Source organism: uncultured Winogradskyella sp. (assembly GCF_963975125.1).
Taxonomy (GTDB): Bacteria; Bacteroidota; Bacteroidia; order Flavobacteriales; family Flavobacteriaceae; genus Winogradskyella.
This window is the reverse complement of the sequence record NZ_CAXBGB010000078.1, coordinates 1-15,467: the sequence shown is the minus strand read 5'-3', so window position 1 is coordinate 15,467 and position 15,467 is coordinate 1. Positions and strand designations below refer to the sequence as shown.

The 15,467-nt window shown below is 32.1% G+C and carries 13 protein-coding genes; 7 read left to right on the top strand and 6 right to left on the bottom strand.

Features of this window, described 5'->3' with window-relative positions; genetic code table 11:
* Positions 1 to 1,636 (bottom strand): hypothetical protein (locus tag AAC053_RS11300; protein ID WP_339756514.1); only part of this gene is annotated, 1,636 nt, incomplete at its 3' end.
* A 233-nt stretch (positions 1,637 to 1,869) separates the two neighbouring features.
* A complete protein-coding gene (locus tag AAC053_RS11295) occupies positions 1,870 to 2,760 on the bottom strand; it encodes a sterol desaturase family protein (protein WP_339756511.1) in 891 nt (296 codons plus the stop codon).
* Positions 2,761 to 2,839: 79 nt separating this feature from the next.
* Here AAC053_RS11295 and AAC053_RS11290 point away from each other — a divergent pair, with 79 nt between their 5' ends.
* The 5 genes from AAC053_RS11290 to AAC053_RS11270 all read left to right on the top strand — a co-directional run bounded on the left by AAC053_RS11290 (position 2,840) and on the right by AAC053_RS11270 (position 8,706).
* The gene (locus AAC053_RS11290) at positions 2,840 to 3,874 is read left to right on the top strand and encodes an o-succinylbenzoate synthase (protein ID WP_339756507.1); all 1,035 of its coding nucleotides are present in this window, start codon (positions 2,840 to 2,842) and stop codon (positions 3,872 to 3,874) included.
* A gap of 2 nt (positions 3,875 to 3,876) precedes the next feature.
* Positions 3,877 to 4,812, top strand: coding sequence for a CPBP family intramembrane glutamic endopeptidase (locus tag AAC053_RS11285; protein ID WP_339756504.1), 936 nt, complete (start codon positions 3,877 to 3,879; stop codon positions 4,810 to 4,812).
* The gene (locus tag AAC053_RS11280) at positions 4,813 to 5,895 is read left to right on the top strand and encodes an AMP-binding protein (RefSeq protein WP_339756502.1); all 1,083 of its coding nucleotides are present in this window, start codon (positions 4,813 to 4,815) and stop codon (positions 5,893 to 5,895) included.
* An 89-nt stretch (positions 5,896 to 5,984) separates the two neighbouring features.
* On the top strand, positions 5,985 to 6,587 hold the full coding sequence (locus AAC053_RS11275; protein WP_339756499.1) for a hypothetical protein: 603 nt from the start codon (positions 5,985 to 5,987) through the stop codon (positions 6,585 to 6,587).
* 22 nt (positions 6,588 to 6,609) lie between these two features.
* On the top strand, positions 6,610 to 8,706 hold the full coding sequence (locus tag AAC053_RS11270) for a von Willebrand factor type A domain-containing protein (RefSeq protein WP_339756496.1): 2,097 nt from the start codon (positions 6,610 to 6,612) through the stop codon (positions 8,704 to 8,706).
* A gap of 168 nt (positions 8,707 to 8,874) precedes the next feature.
* Here the strand turns inward: AAC053_RS11270 and AAC053_RS11265 are convergent, their stop codons facing one another.
* From AAC053_RS11265 to AAC053_RS11255, 3 genes are all read right to left on the bottom strand, one after another.
* On the bottom strand, positions 8,875 to 9,732 hold the full coding sequence (locus AAC053_RS11265; protein ID WP_339756493.1) for an OmpA family protein: 858 nt from the start codon (positions 9,730 to 9,732) through the stop codon (positions 8,875 to 8,877).
* Positions 9,733 to 9,837: 105 nt separating this feature from the next.
* The gene (locus tag AAC053_RS11260) at positions 9,838 to 10,830 is read right to left on the bottom strand and encodes a glycosyltransferase family 2 protein (RefSeq protein ID WP_339756489.1); all 993 of its coding nucleotides are present in this window, start codon (positions 10,828 to 10,830) and stop codon (positions 9,838 to 9,840) included.
* The gene (locus AAC053_RS11255) at positions 10,831 to 11,280 is read right to left on the bottom strand and encodes a type I restriction enzyme HsdR N-terminal domain-containing protein (protein WP_339756486.1); all 450 of its coding nucleotides are present in this window, start codon (positions 11,278 to 11,280) and stop codon (positions 10,831 to 10,833) included.
* 114 nt (positions 11,281 to 11,394) lie between these two features.
* Here AAC053_RS11255 and holA point away from each other — a divergent pair, with 114 nt between their 5' ends.
* The gene (holA, locus tag AAC053_RS11250; RefSeq protein ID WP_339756516.1) at positions 11,395 to 12,402 is read left to right on the top strand and encodes a DNA polymerase III subunit delta; all 1,008 of its coding nucleotides are present in this window, start codon (positions 11,395 to 11,397) and stop codon (positions 12,400 to 12,402) included.
* Positions 12,403 to 12,465: 63 nt separating this feature from the next.
* Here the strand turns inward: holA and AAC053_RS11245 are convergent, their stop codons facing one another.
* Entirely contained in the window at positions 12,466 to 13,554 is a 1,089-nt protein-coding gene (locus tag AAC053_RS11245) for a T9SS type A sorting domain-containing protein (RefSeq protein WP_339756484.1), read from the bottom strand.
* A gap of 317 nt (positions 13,555 to 13,871) precedes the next feature.
* On the opposite strand from AAC053_RS11245, the gene AAC053_RS11240 reads away from it, so the two are divergent.
* Entirely contained in the window at positions 13,872 to 15,434 is a 1,563-nt protein-coding gene (locus AAC053_RS11240) for an NAD(P)H-hydrate dehydratase (protein ID WP_339756482.1), read from the top strand.
* The last annotated feature ends 33 nt before the right edge of the window (positions 15,435 to 15,467 follow it).

Here is a 15,467-nt window from a genome sequence, read left to right as displayed (position 1 = left end):
ATATTCTATTAAAAAGATGTTCAATCTCACTGTCTTTTCCTCCCCAAATAGGGATTTTAGAACCCGCTTTAGCAGTAAATGAGTAAATGATAAATTTAGACACTTTATTTTTACTACCTGTACTATGATAAAATAATTCGGCAGGATAAGCTAGGTTACCAATTATTGGTAATAAACCAATAATTAAGGCTATTATAGGAAATTGTGGTTTAGAGCTAATAAGACTATGGGACATTCTCCAAACTGTATATAATGTTCTTGCTACAGGACCAGATGCTAGAATTATTAGTGCACCAGATTGTAAGCTGAAAATACCACCAGAAATTACTAAAGGCATTATGATTAAGCTAAAGATTTTTACAAATGGTTTTATACCTAAGTGAATACTAAAGTCAGTTAAATAAGAACTTTTATCATCTTTTTGGAGTTCGTTTTTGAGAAATTTAGAATCAGATTCAGTAAAGAACTTTCTAGATTTCCACTTATCAATTTCTTTTTTTAAATACCATCTTACAAGTCTCCAACGATATTTAGCACTCGAAAAATAAAGGTATATACGTTTTATAAACTTCTTGTATCTAAAATTATAAACCGTATTAAAAAATTCTATTACAATTTTTCTTATACTTTTAATTGATGATTTTAAAAAGGTTATGCTATTTTTTAAAAACCAGCGTACAGGTTTATGTTCATAATATAGTTTAGATTCTTCAGTTATCTTTTTTTGTGAAAAAGAATAATTTAAGCTTTTTTGATGCCTACTTAAACTTTTCCAATTCTTTTGGGTTTTAGATAACAAATCTGCATCAGTGCAAAGATTTCTATACGTAGTTTCTCCTAGTTTTGATGTAATAATAGCTTTATTCTTTGTTATATAGTTAGTAAGTTTAGGGGAATCTACATTATCAAAAAGCCAATCTCTATGCTTAATACATTTTGGGAGATAATAGAACAATGTTGATAATGGATTCATGGCAAATAGAGCAGGAAGACCAGATTCTAAATCTATCCAAATCCATTCTCTGCTGCCGTTTTCCTTATTAAGCATCATAAAATTACTGACTGCTACAGGATTTCCTTTACCTGCTTGCCAAACTAACCCATCAAATCCAGACTCAATCAATTTATCCTTCAGCGGCTTCATAATTTCACTTTTCAATTCAGACATATAATTCACTTGGTTTTTATGCAATGGATTAAATAAAGAAGCATGCTTGCCAGGAATGAACTCTGCATCAATTTCAAATGCTTTATGTTCATTATTCCAACGGTACTCGAATGTTTTGGGTAATCTTAATTTGTCTTCAAACCAAATTTGGCATAGTGATGATAGAATCCGTCTTCGTATCATAGCACATTTAATAGCATCTTCACACCAAGTGTAAGGATTAGCAGATCCTGTTAGAATAAAAAGAATTAATTTACTAACGGGTTCGCCAGTAAATGTCTTTGTGGCTATACCTTCATTACCAGAATACGAAAGATATACTTTTGCAGATCGGCCTTTGCCAATATATTTTTTTTGAACTGTTTTCAGAGGAACTAGTTTTACCACTTCATCTATTAAATCCCATTTTATAGGCTTAGCAAATTCGTGCATTTTGGTGAGGTAAATTGCATACTGCAATAATTTCAAGTCAAAATTAGTTCTAACTTGTAAATGCTATTAATCGCTAAATAAATTCTAAAATTTAAATCTGCATTTTATCTATAAGATTCTGCAAAACAATAAGATACGATAATCTTGTTACTTATCACTAAAATTCTTTTAATAGTAATTATAATCGTTATATAACTTAAAATTCAGTTGTTTTTTGAAAAAATTTAAAAATTTGCTATATGGTTTACACTAAAATTAAGTAAAGTAAATTAGTGTTTCTGGTTCAACCATTCACTTCGCAAATCATCACTAACTTTCCCGCTACCATCATGTTTCCAACCTGGAGGCTTTAAAAAATATAGAATTCTGTTTTTTAAAGATTTACGTCCTGTAAAAGCATCTTTAAACATGTTCAACCATTCTATAAAAGCAATTTTTATTGGGTTGAAAGTTTTAATATTTGTAACCAAACCATAAGTGACTTTCTCGTCTTTTAACTCAGGTTGAAACGTTCCGAATAGTCTGTCCCAAATAATTAAAATTCCAGCATGATTACGATCCAAATAAATAGGATTACTACCATGATGTACTCTGTGATGCGATGGTGTATTAAAAACAGCTTCAAACCATTTTGGCATTTTATTTATGGCTTCCGTATGAATCCAGAATTGATACAATAAACTAATAGACATTTGCAATAAAATCATCGCAGGATGAAAACCCAAAAGCGGCAACCATAACCAAAAAATAAAGGTGTAAAAGCCACCAGACCACGTTTGTCGTAATGCTGTGCTCAAATTATAATGCTCTGATGAATGGTGTACCACATGCGATGCCCAAAATAGACGACACTGATGAGACACGCGATGAAACCAATAATATGAGAAATCATCAACAAAAAAAACGAAAACAAAAGACCACAAAGCTACAGGTATGGTAAACAATCTAAAATTATCATAAACCCAAAAAAAGACCATTAGCACTATAGCTTTACTTACAAAACCTAGTATAACATTCCCTAAGCCCATTGCAATCGAAGAAAAGGCATCTTTAGCTTCGTATGTTTTAATATGTTGCTTTGCAGTGATATATAACTCTAGTAACATTGCCAATACAAAGAAAGGGATGGCATACAATATTATATTAGGAAAATCGGGCATTGTGAGTTGAAAATTTGAGTTCTAAATTACAAAAATTCAATAGGTAAATGGTATTTATTAAGTATTTTTGACTTGACTTATGATAGCAACATATCACCAATATATTTTAGATTTTAAAAGACCAAGCGGAACCTCTAGAGGTTTAATGACCACTAAAGAAACGTGGTTTATTCGTCTTGAAAAAGATAATGCTGTTGGAGTAGGTGAGTGTGGTATTTTAAGAGGTTTATCTATTGATTATAGACCAGATTTTGAAGAGAAGTTAAAATGGACTTGTGAAAACATCAACTTTGGATTAGAAGCACTTCTCAGAGAGCTTATTGAATTTCCAAGTATTCAATTTGGATTAGAAACCGCTTTTAAATCCTTAGAAAATGAAGATCAATTTCAATTATTTCCTTCGCCATTTACAAAGGGTTTTGATAGTATTCCTATTAATGGTTTGGTTTGGATGGGATCTGAAGATTTTATGCGAGCCCAAATCAAAGAAAAAATTGAAGCAGGTTTTGATTGTATAAAACTAAAAATTGGAGCGATAAATTTTCAAACGGAATTAGATATTCTTAAATCCATTAGAAAAGAGTTTTCAAAATCTGATATTGAATTAAGAGTAGATGCCAATGGCGCATTTTCAAAAGCTAATGCTTTAGAGAAATTAAAACGATTATCAGAATATCAATTACATTCTATAGAACAACCTATAAAAGCGAAGCAATTTGAGGCTATGGCTCAGCTTTGTGAAGATACGCCTTTGCCTATTGCACTAGACGAAGAATTAATTGGAGTCTTTTCAAAAGAAGAGAAACAAAAACTACTTCAAACTATAAAGCCACAATACATTATTTTAAAACCAAGCTTGGTTGGTGGATTTAGTGGAAGTAAACAATGGATTGATATAGCTGAGGATTTAAACATTAAATGGTGGATTACCAGCGCACTCGAAAGTAATATTGGGTTAAACGCTGTTGCACAATGGACTTACACTTTAAAAAACACGATGCCACAAGGTTTAGGAACTGGAGGTTTATTTACCAACAATTTTGATTCGCCATTAATTGTAAAAAATGGTACTTTGCACTACGATTTAAAACAACATTGGAAATTTAATTTATAACCATGAATTATATACAACAAGCTTATAAAGGACAACGCGAAATATGGATGTTTATATTAACTACGATATTAGTTGCTGGTATTTTTCTTGGCAATTTTGTGGTCTATTTAACTTCTGAGCCAGGAGAATTAGATGCAGCTATGGACTTGTTTAAGAATTGGCCATCAAGCGTATTTTTACTTGTCAATTTGTTACCGTTTGTGTTTTTACTTGGACTTTTGTTTCTGTTGGTGAAATATGTGCATCAGCGAAGTATTTTATCCCTAACTACATCACGTCCAAAAGTAGATTATAAGCGTATTTTATTTTCGTTTTTAATGATTACAATATATACTGTTGTTACATTTTTAATAATGTACTCAATAGATTCATCAGAAATTGTATTTCAGTTTAATGCTGTGAAATTTGCAATTCTATTTATCATTAGCATTATCTTATTCCCTTTTCAAATAGGATTAGAAGAGTATTTGTTTAGAGGTTATTTAATGCAGCATGTTGGAGTATTAGTAAAGAATAAATGGTTTCCTCTAATCTTAACGTCTGTATTGTTTGGTGTAGCTCATGCTGCAAACCCAGAAGTAGGAGCTATTGGTTTCTGGCAGATGATGATTTTTTATGTAGGAACAGGACTGTTATTAGGTATAATGACTTTAATGGATGAAGGTTTAGAGCTCGCATTAGGATTTCATTTAGGTAATAATCTTATTGCATCATTATTAGTAACTGCGGATTGGACAGCTCTACAAACCGATGCTATTTTTAAAGATACTTCAGAGCCAGTTGCTGGTACAGTTTCAGAAATTTTAATACCAGTTTTGGTGATTTATCCATTAATGCTGCTTATTTTATCGAAGCGTTACGGTTGGAAAAACTGGAATGATAAATTATTAGGAAAAGTAGAAGAACCACCAAAAGAAGATTATAAAATTATAGAGTAAATGACTCCAAAGTATAATAAAGTACATAATCGCTTTAAGTTTAATGGGCTTCATTTTAGTTTTGAAGACCTAAAGGAAGTAGCTTACAGCCTTATCAAAGAAGGTGAACCTTATGAGCAAGTTACTGGTAATTTTTTAATTGATTGGCTTAATAATAAAAACGTTTTGTATGTAAACACATCGGGTTCTACTGGGCAACCAAAAACAATTAAATTAAAAAAACAAGCAATGGTGAATTCAGCTATTGCAACAGGTGATTTCTTTGGTTTACAACCAGGTGATAAGGCAATTGATTGTTTGCCAAGTCATTATATAGCTGGAAAAATGATGTTGGTACGTGCAATGATTCTGGGTTTAGAAATTGATTGTGTTGAGCCTTCTGCACATCCAATTTTTGATTATGAAAAAAAATATGATTTTTGTGCTATGATTCCATTGCAACTAAAGCATACCATAAATTATACAGATAATATCAAAACTATTATTGTTGGTGGTTCTAAAGTAACCAAACCGTTATTGGAAAGGATTAAAAGTTGTAAATCTAAGTTTTATGAGACTTATGGAATGACCGAAACCGTAACACATGTTGCAGTGCGACAATTATCGTCAGAAGCAGTAAAAGGGGATGGTTTATTCAAAGCTTTGCCAAATGTAACATTTGGGCAAGACGAAAGAGAATGTTTAATTGTAAATGCGTCGAAGTTGGTAAATGAAGCATTAATAACAAACGATATTGTAGATCTACATTCTGAAACTAGTTTTATGTTGTTAGGCCGTTTTGATAACGTTATAAATTCTGGTGGAGTAAAGTTGTTTCCAGAGCAAATTGAAGATAAGTTACAACCTGTAATAGATGAACGTTTTATTATTGCAGGAGAAGAAGATGCTGCACTCGGCGAGAAACTTATCTTAATTGTTGAAAACCCTAGAGATTCAGTAGAGAGTATTGGTAACAGAATTAAGCATATAAAGGGATTAACAAAGTTCCAAGTTCCAAAAGAGATTTATATTACTGATAAGTTTCTAGAAACAGTAAACGGTAAGATTCAACGCGATAAAACCATAAAAGCTGTTCTTGGGTAGTTAACTCATTCAAAGTCTTACTTCACTCATTATTGATTTTATTTTTCAGGTAAGGTATTTAGTTTTATGTAAACTTTAATACCAAACTAATGAATATATTATTTACAACCACACTTGCATTGATGCTATCAATTGCAAGTCACTCTCAAGAAAAAAATATTGAAACTGAGTCTGTAACACTCGATAATCTAATTACGTTTATCGTAGAGCATTACAGTATTCAGACAGATTCTACTAAAACAAAAAACATCACTTTTCTTATTGAAACTTACGCTGATAGTTTTAATACTGAGGATAGTGTTATTCTTAAACAGGCTTTTAAATTATTGTCTAAGCGTGTTACTGAAGATGATTTAATAAGCATCGTTGCATATTCTCATTTTAATGGTATTGCACTTAACCAAACGGAAGCTACAGGTATTAAAAAACTACTATATGTGGTTGAGCATCCAAAATCTAGCGTTAAGACTTTTGAAGACGATGGTATTGAACTTGCCTATGAGTTTGCTAAAGAAAATTTTATAGAAGACTCCGATAATTCTGTGGTAATGATACGGATTCCCAATCGTACTACAGAAGTTGCAAAAACGGAATCTAAAGAGACCAAGATAACAACTAATAGAAAAAGCAATGCTTTAGTACTAACTGCCATTGCATTATTACCTGAGATCATTTCAGTTATTAAAGATTAATTAATCATCTAAACTATATATTATGAAAAATGTATTACAAATTATAATTGTATTGTTTCTATCCGTACAATTACAAGCACAAGAAAAAACAGTCACAGGAATTGTAACTACTGCAGCTGATGGATTACCATTACCAGGAGCAAGTGTTATTGTTAAAGGAACTGCTAATGGGATTCAAACCGATTTTGATGGAAAATATTCTATTAAAGCGAATATTGGTGACATTTTAGTAATTTCTTATGTTGGTATGGAAACTTCTAAAATTATAATAGGTGTAGCTAACATATACGATGTAGCTTTAGAAGATGGTAATTCACTAGACGAAGTAGTTGTAGTTGGTTATAGTTATTCGGTTCGTGGTACAGGAAGGAATTTTAGATCAAAACCAAAACCTACAATTGCTTCAGCACTTTCAGGTAAAATTTCTGGCGTTACTATATCAAAATTAAGTGGAACTCCAGGCAGCACATCTAATATTTCTATTAGAGGAATTACATCTGTAAAATCAAAAGAGCCACTTTATATTTTAAATGGAAAACCAATATCGAAATCTGAGTTTAGAAGTATTAAAGCTGATAAAGTAAAGCATATAGAAATTCTTAATGCTCAGCAAGGGAATGCTATATATGGATATAATGGTAGTAAAGGAGTTATATGTCTAAGAACAAAAGGACACAAAAATAATGTTGATATTAGTATTATAAATGATTTTTTGAATGAATCTTATGTTCAAATCCAAGAAAACCCTTTTAAGCGTGCAAATCTTGCTCCGCTTTCAACATTTTCAATTGATGTAGATAAAGCAGCTTATAGCAATGTAAGACGAATGATAAATAATGGACAGAAAGTAAAACGAGAGGCTGTTAAAATAGAAGAGATGGTTAATTATTTTAATTACAACTATCCTCAACCAACAGATGAGCACCCATTTTCTATCTATACAGAAGTTGTAGAAACACCTTGGCATACTAACACGCAATTAGTGAGAATAGGGCTTCAAGGAAAAACCTATGCTAATGAGGCATTACCAGCATCAAATCTTACATTTTTAATCGATGTATCGGGTTCAATGGGTTCAATGAATAAGTTGCCTTTATTGAAAAGTGCATTTAAGCTTCTAGTAAATCAGTTGCGAGCAAAAGATAAAGTTTCAATAGTTGTTTATGCTGGAGCAGCAGGTGTGGTTTTAGAACCAACTTCTGGTGATAATAAAGGAAAGATTTTAGCTGCTTTAGATAATTTAAACTCAGGTGGTTCTACAGCTGGTGGAGCAGGAATTAAATTAGCCTATAAATTAGCCGAAAAGAACTTTAAGAAAAAAGGAAATAATCGTGTTATACTTGCTACTGATGGTGATTTTAATGTTGGTGCTTCAAGTGATAGCGATATGCAAACCTTGATAGAGGAAAAGCGTAAATCTGGAGTGTTCTTGTCTGTTTTAGGTTTTGGGTATGGGAATTATAAAGATTCAAAATTAGAAACTTTGGCAGACAAAGGAAATGGAAATCATGCTTACATTGATAATATGCAAGAAGCTCAAAAAGTCTTTGGAAAAGAATTTGGAGGAACTTTATTTACTATTGCTAAAGATGTAAAGATTCAAGTGGAGTTTAATCCTAAGAAAGTACAAGCCTATCGCCTAATTGGATACGAGAACAGATTGTTGGCTGATGAAGATTTTGTAGATGACACTAAAGATGCTGGCGAATTAGGCAGTGGACATACAGTAACTGCACTTTATGAAATTATTCTAACAGGAGTAGAGAGTGATTATTTAAAATCACAACCAGACTTAAAATATACACAAACTGAGGCTAAGGTTAATTATGAGGACGAATTGTTCACTGTAAAATTCAGATATAAAAAACCAGATGCATCTCAAAGTATTGAAATGGTGCATGTACAAAAGACCAAAACATCTGAAGCATCAGAAGACATGAACTTTACTTCTGCAGTAGCTTTATTTGGAATGCAATTGAGACAATCTAAATATTTTAATAAGGCATCAATATCTAAAGTGATTGAATTGGCAGAGAATGGTAGAGGTGAAGATAAGGATGGTTATAGAGCTGAGTTTATTAGATTGGTGAAGTCTTATGATTTTAGTTTAACTAAGTAAACTTTTCATGTGAACACCCCTAAAGTCCCCTCAAGGGGACAATTCCTCTGAATAATATCTTTTAGAATGTCCCCTTAAGGGGACTTTAGGGGTGTTATTTATAATCTATAACAAACAAAAAACCCAATGCAAACGCATTGGTTTTTTTTATATCTAAATCTACTAGAATTAGTTTCCGGCAGATAAATTTTTCATTTCAGTTTCGATCATTTCATAGAACTGATCTATTTTTGGTAATACAACAATACGTGTACGTCTGTTTTTTGCTCTATTATCAGCAGTATCATTATCAACTAAAGGTACGTAAGAACTACGACCAGCAGCAATTAACTGTTGCGGGTTAACATTTAAGCTTTCTAGAACACGTACAATAGACGTTGCACGTTTTACACTTAAATCCCAGTTATCTACTAATGGTGGTTTGCTGTAAGATTTGTTATCAGTATGCGATTCTACCATAGCTTCAAAGTCTGGCTTGCTATTAATCACTTTAGCAACTTTTGCTAAAATTTCATTAGCTCTGTCTGTTACGTTATAACTACCACTTTTAAATAATAATTTATCGGCAATAGAAATAAAAACAACACCTTTTTCTACATTAATTTCAATATCTGGATCATTAATACCTACTGCCTTTTTAAGACTAGTTACAATAGCTAGAGTTACACTATCCTTTTTAGTCAATGCATCTTGTAATCTTGTAATTTTTAAATCACGTTCCTTTAAGCTTTCTAAAGACTTTTCAAGATTATCAGACCCCTTTTTAGTTAAGATGGTTAAATCACCTTTAGTATCAATTAAATCTTGGTTAGACTTACGTAAATCTACCAATTGATCCTTCATTGTTTCTACTCTTGCATTCGCTGCAGCTGCATCCGAAAGACATTTGTTTAGTTTTACCGTTGCACTATTTAATAAATCTTGAGTTTCTTTTTGTTCTGTTTCAAGTGCTAGATAATCTTTCTTTGACACGCAAGACGCAAACAACAGCATTGAGCAAACACTTAATAATATTAATTTCTTCATAATTGAATCTTATATTTATATTGTTAATAATAACAACTCAAAATTATAGAAAAGAAGAATTAGCCAAACATGGATTAACAAAAACTTTAACAGTTTTATGAACAATTAGAATTTTGTGCGTTTTTTAATGAAGTAAGACCAAACAATAGAGTTGGTTTTGTAGTAGTTTGATTGCTTAGGTAATTGCCTACGTTGTTTTAAAACTCGACCTAAATTCATGTAAAATGAACCATGAGCTTTAAGAACTGCAAAAAAATGTTGCGGTTTTAATTGAAACAAAAACCGAATAGCCGCAACACCATCGAGTTTCATACGAATCACTGTTCTAATGAAAACATTAGAATCTGTATTTTTTACAAGCGTGAAGAGACTATTTCTAAAATTAAGATACGTTTTCTTTGGATTTGTATTACTTAAGGTAGCTCCACCAACATGATAAACCGTTGAAGTTCCAACATACTTTGTTTGGTAATTGGTATTGAAAGCGCGCCAACACAAATCAATTTCTTCAATGTGCGCAAAGTAAGATTTATCGAAACCATTCAAAGTTTTAAAAACTGAATTTCTAATAAAAAAACAAGCACCTGAAGCCCAGAAAATAGTCTTTGTATCGTTGTATTGCCCTTTGTCCTCTTCAAGAGTGTCAAAAATGCGACCACGACAATACGGATAACCATACTTATCTATAAAACCACCTGCAGCACCAGCATATTCAAAATGAGATTTGTTTTTGTAGTCTAAAATTTTAGGTTGAATGATAGCAGTATTTACGTCAGTATTAAATTCATCTAAGATAGGTTTAAGCCAATTCTCAGTAACTTCAATATCGCTATTCAATAAGCATAGTAGTGGTTCTTCAACACGCTTAAGGGCATTATTATATCCTTTTGCATAACCACTATTTTCAGTATTCTGAATAAGTTTCACTATCGGAAAATGTTCAGAAACAAAAGCCACAGAATCATCTATTGAAGCATTATCAGCGACATATATTTGAGCATCGTTAGAATACTTTATAACTGAAGGTAGAAACTGCTCAAGCAGTGCTTTTCCATTCCAGTTTAAAATAACAACCGCTATGTCTTTGGTTTGTAGCATTTATTTTGACGTGTAATTAGGAATATCTTCTAAAAACGAATACCGTTCTGCTTCCATATCCATTTCGCAATAATAGTGATTTAAACCGTTAGTCACCATTAAATAAGATGCATTTAAAACTAAGTTATAACGTGCAATTTGGTCAAAAGTGGTTTGGTCTATCTTTATCTTATGCGATTTGCATTCTACAATTAAATGAATACTGCCATCAGAATTATAAACCACAATATCGTAACGTTTCTTTAATCCATTTATAGTAAGCTCTTTTTCAACATTAATCAATGATTTAGGGAATTTCTTGTCATTTATTAAGTAATGAACACAATGTTGCCTCACCCATTCTTCCGGTTGAAGAATGATGAATTTTTTCCGAATAACATCAAAAATAGAAACTTTATTTTCTGTACTTTTGAAACGGTATTCAAACTTAGGAAAGTTGAGTTCTTGCACTATACAAAATTAAAATTATAATGTCACTTCAAGTGATTTTTGCAGAAAATTTTATTGAGAGATTCTCGATACTTTTACATAAGCTAAAACTTGAAGAGATTAAGAAGTAAGACATTGGACGACGTAAAACAACTAGTTTCAGCGATAAAAAAAGGTGATCTTAAGCCTATCTATTTTTTAATGGGTGATGAGGCTTATTATATTGATAAGATTTCAGATTTTATTGAAAACAATGTTTTAGACGAAGCTGAAAAGGGTTTTAACCAAATGGTATTATATGGTCGGGATGTTTCTATTGATGATATAGTGAGCAATGCTAAGCGTTATCCTATGATGGCAGAACGTCAAGTGGTTATTGTAAAAGAAGCACAAGATTTAAGCAGAACCATAGAACAATTGACACAATATGCTGAAAACCCTCAACCTTCAACAGTATTAGTTTTAAATTATAAATACAAAAAGTTAGACAAGCGTAAAACTTTGTATAAGACTATAAATAAGTCTGGTGGAGTGGTATTTGAAAGTAAAAAACTCTATGACAACCAAGTGCCAGATTGGATAAGACGTGTATTAAAAGGGCAGAATTACGATATTTCTCCAAAAGCAGCTCAGATGTTAGTTGAGTTTTTGGGCACAGATTTAAGTAAGGTGAATAACGAGCTTAATAAACTAAAAATTGTTTTACCAGAAGGTACCCAAATTACACCAGAGCATATCGAAGAAAATATTGGTATTAGTAAAGATTTTAATAATTTCGAATTACGAAAAGCCGTTGGTGAGTGTAATGTGGTGAAAGTGCATCAGATTGCCAAGTATTTTGCAGACAATCCAAAGGATAACCCAATGGTAGTTACTGTGGCTTTGTTATTTAATTTCTTCTCTCAATTATTGCACCTTCATGGTATGCACGATAAGTCTTCAAGAACTGTAGCTTCTGCTTTAAAAGTGAATCCTTATTTTGTGAATGAGTACTTAACTGCTGCACGTAATTACCCAATGAGAAAAGTGAGTACAGTCATTGGTTTATTGCGTGAATTTGATGTTAAGAGTAAAGGTGTTGGGTCGAGTGCTATACCTCAAGGAGATTTGCTTAAAGAGTTGTTGGTTAGAATATTAAGTTGACGGAGTGTAAATTCTTATTTAGCATTCTGAACCGATAGTTATCGGGATGTTTCAGAATCTATATTATTCAATTAGCAAACGTTTTGTCGTAGAATTTACATTCCCTTTACCTTGAATCTTTACCAAATAAATTCCAGTAGATAAATCAGAAATATCAATTTTTTTGTTTGATGACGTTTTTACCAATTGTCCTGTAATTGCATAAATTTTAGTTTCACAATCCTCATGACTTAAGGATATAACATCTTTTGCAGGATTCGGATAAAAGGAAATTGCTATATCATCGTATGCTGTGATACTTAAAGTCGAAACATTAAAACTATATAAGCCTGATGCATTTGATGAATACTCTTCAGCTGACACATAATATTCATTCACATTAATTGGAATGATAGCTTCAACTTGAAATGAATAATTATTAGGCACATTCATGGATGTTTTTACAACAGTGCCATTAGAAAATAAACCTGAATTAAACCCATTTAACTGAATTATAAAAGCACCATTAACATCATAGCCAATAAGTATAATACTATTGTCTAGAGGATTATATGTCGCACCAGAAATTAAACCTTGAGCACTAATCGTGTCAATTATAGAAATACTATGTATACCAGGTTCTTTAGATAGTTCGTAGATATCTGTATCTCCATTTAGCCAGTTTTTAGAAAACACATAGAGTTTGTTATTGTAATGTATTAGTCCTTCGGCATCAAAATTTGTAGCTATAGGACTAGATGTGAAATCTGTTTGATTGCTATAACTAAAACGGATTAAATCTGCTGATACTGAGGTACTAGCAAAATAATCTGCAATAGCGATGCGATATACTTTAAGGTTCGTTCTGTCTCCTTCATAATTTCCGAAATCGCCAATATAGATGTAAGTTCCATCGTGTGTGAGATCTTCCCAATCTGTATTAGAGGCATTAGTTATAGTTACGGTTCGAGTTATAGCTCCAGTCGACGTATCAATATCGAACAATTGATTTGTGGTTGCGGAATCATTATGAGTAATCAGTGTGTTGTTAAGATATAGCAATCCAGAAGTTTCATTAACTGCTATATCTAGAGGTGTTTCTAGTGTGAACTGTTGTGCAGAACCGCTTGAAAACGATAACAATAAAATGATAAAATAATGAATAGACTTCAAAGCTAATAGGTCTTAAATACCCATAAATGTAGTTATTCTAATGGTTCGGAAACTAAAATGTATATAAAACTACGTTTATTTGGGTTGAAATGTAAAAGCGAAATATATATAATCTGCTAAAAGTCTAAAAGACGATTATAATGTATCAACCCTCCTTCATTGTTTGGAAGTTTACTTTTTTAGAAATTACTCTTCAAATGTATTATTTTTACAACAATAAAAAACGAATCTTCCCTTTTGGAAATTGCTAAAAAAGGGCTTGTCTTTTTATTAAAATAAAAAACATAGCTAATAACATAAGCTTTTAAAACATTTACATGAAAGTATTTTCTAAGGAACAGATCTACGAAGGTGACAAGTTAACCACAGAACGTCAAAATATATCGTCAACAGATTTAATGGAACGTGCAGCAACCCAAATTTTTGATTGGATGCATCTGCGTATGCAAGGAGCACAAGTACCAATACACGTATTTTGTGGTATTGGTAATAATGGAGGTGATGGATTGGTTTTAGCGAGACATTTAAATACGCATGGCTATAATGTGATTACTTACATTGTTAATTGCAGTGATAAGCGGTCTAAAGATTTTTTAATTAATTATGATCGTATTAAAAATGTGACTAAAGATTGGCCAAAGATGTTAACCTGTCGAGCAGACTTTCCAGACTTTCATGCAGACGATATTATCGTAGATGCCGTTTTTGGGATTGGTTTAAATCGTCCTCCAAATGATTGGGTGCAAGAGCTATTTCAAAAATTTAGAGCCTCTAAAGTATTTACTTTGGCTATAGATATTCCTTCTGGATTATATACAGATAAGTCAGTAGAAGACGAAAAGGCTGTAGTACATGCCAATTACACTTTAAGTTTTCAATCTCCCAAATTGGTGTTTTTTTTACCTGAAACCGCTAAATATACAGAGCAGTGGGAGGTTTTAGATATTGGTATTGATCGCGATTATTTAAAGCAAACAGAAACTGAAGTTGAATTGATTTCTAAGCATGAAGTGTTACTACTTTACAAACCAAGAGAAAAATTTGCGCATAAGGGTGTCTTTGGTCATGTACTAATTTTAGGTGGAAGCTATGGTAAAGTTGGAGCTGTTAATTTAGCCACTAGAGCAGCCTTAAGTTCTGGTGCAGGTTTGGTAACGGCTTACATCCCAAAATGTGGCTATCATAGTTTACAAACCGCTATACCAGAAGTAATGGTCATTACAGACGAAAACGAAACTAACATTTCTAATATCAACTTTGAAATGGTGCCAACTGTTATTGGTATTGGAGTAGGATTGGGAACCACAGATGAGACAGTCAAAACTTATGAAGCTTTTTTAAAGAAAAATAAAACACCATTAGTAATTGACGCTGATGCTTTGAATATACTATCTAAAAATAAGGCTTTACTAAAATTATTACCAGAGCAGAGCGTTTTAACACCACACCCAAAAGAGTTAGAGCGTTTAATAGGAAAGTGGTCCGATGATTTTGAAAAACTAAAAAAAGTTAAATCATTTTCCAAAAAATATAATGTAATTGTTCTTATTAAAGGGGCACATTCTATAACTGTATATAAAAATAAATTATACCTGAATACTACAGGCAATCCAGGAATGGCAACTGCAGGAAGTGGAGATGTTTTAACAGGAATTATTTCAGGGCTAATTGCGCAAACGTATGAACCTTTAGCTGCCACTATCTTTGGAGTTTACCTTCATGGGAAGTCTGCAGATATTGCTTTAGAAGAATATGGTTACCAAAGTTTAATTGCGAGTCATATTATTGACACTATTGGTAAAGCTTATATCGATTTATTTAAACAGCCTGAACAGACTCTAGAACAAGAGCAAAAGGAAAAACATGAAGAAGCACAATAAAAGACCTCATTTGTGTCTTATATATAAAAACAT

Coding starts and splice junctions, on each gene's coding strand:
- AAC053_RS11295 (WP_339756511.1), bottom strand. CDS start 2,760: ATGCCCGATTTTCCTAATATAATATTGTATGCCATCCCTTTCTTTGTA.
- AAC053_RS11290 (WP_339756507.1), top strand. CDS start 2,840: ATGATAGCAACATATCACCAATATATTTTAGATTTTAAAAGACCAAGC.
- AAC053_RS11285 (WP_339756504.1), top strand. CDS start 3,877: ATGAATTATATACAACAAGCTTATAAAGGACAACGCGAAATATGGATG.
- AAC053_RS11280 (WP_339756502.1), top strand. CDS start 4,813: ATGACTCCAAAGTATAATAAAGTACATAATCGCTTTAAGTTTAATGGG.
- AAC053_RS11275 (WP_339756499.1), top strand. CDS start 5,985: ATGAATATATTATTTACAACCACACTTGCATTGATGCTATCAATTGCA.
- AAC053_RS11270 (WP_339756496.1), top strand. CDS start 6,610: ATGAAAAATGTATTACAAATTATAATTGTATTGTTTCTATCCGTACAA.
- AAC053_RS11265 (WP_339756493.1), bottom strand. CDS start 9,732: ATGAAGAAATTAATATTATTAAGTGTTTGCTCAATGCTGTTGTTTGCG.
- AAC053_RS11260 (WP_339756489.1), bottom strand. CDS start 10,830: ATGCTACAAACCAAAGACATAGCGGTTGTTATTTTAAACTGGAATGGA.
- AAC053_RS11240 (WP_339756482.1), top strand. CDS start 13,872: ATGAAAGTATTTTCTAAGGAACAGATCTACGAAGGTGACAAGTTAACC.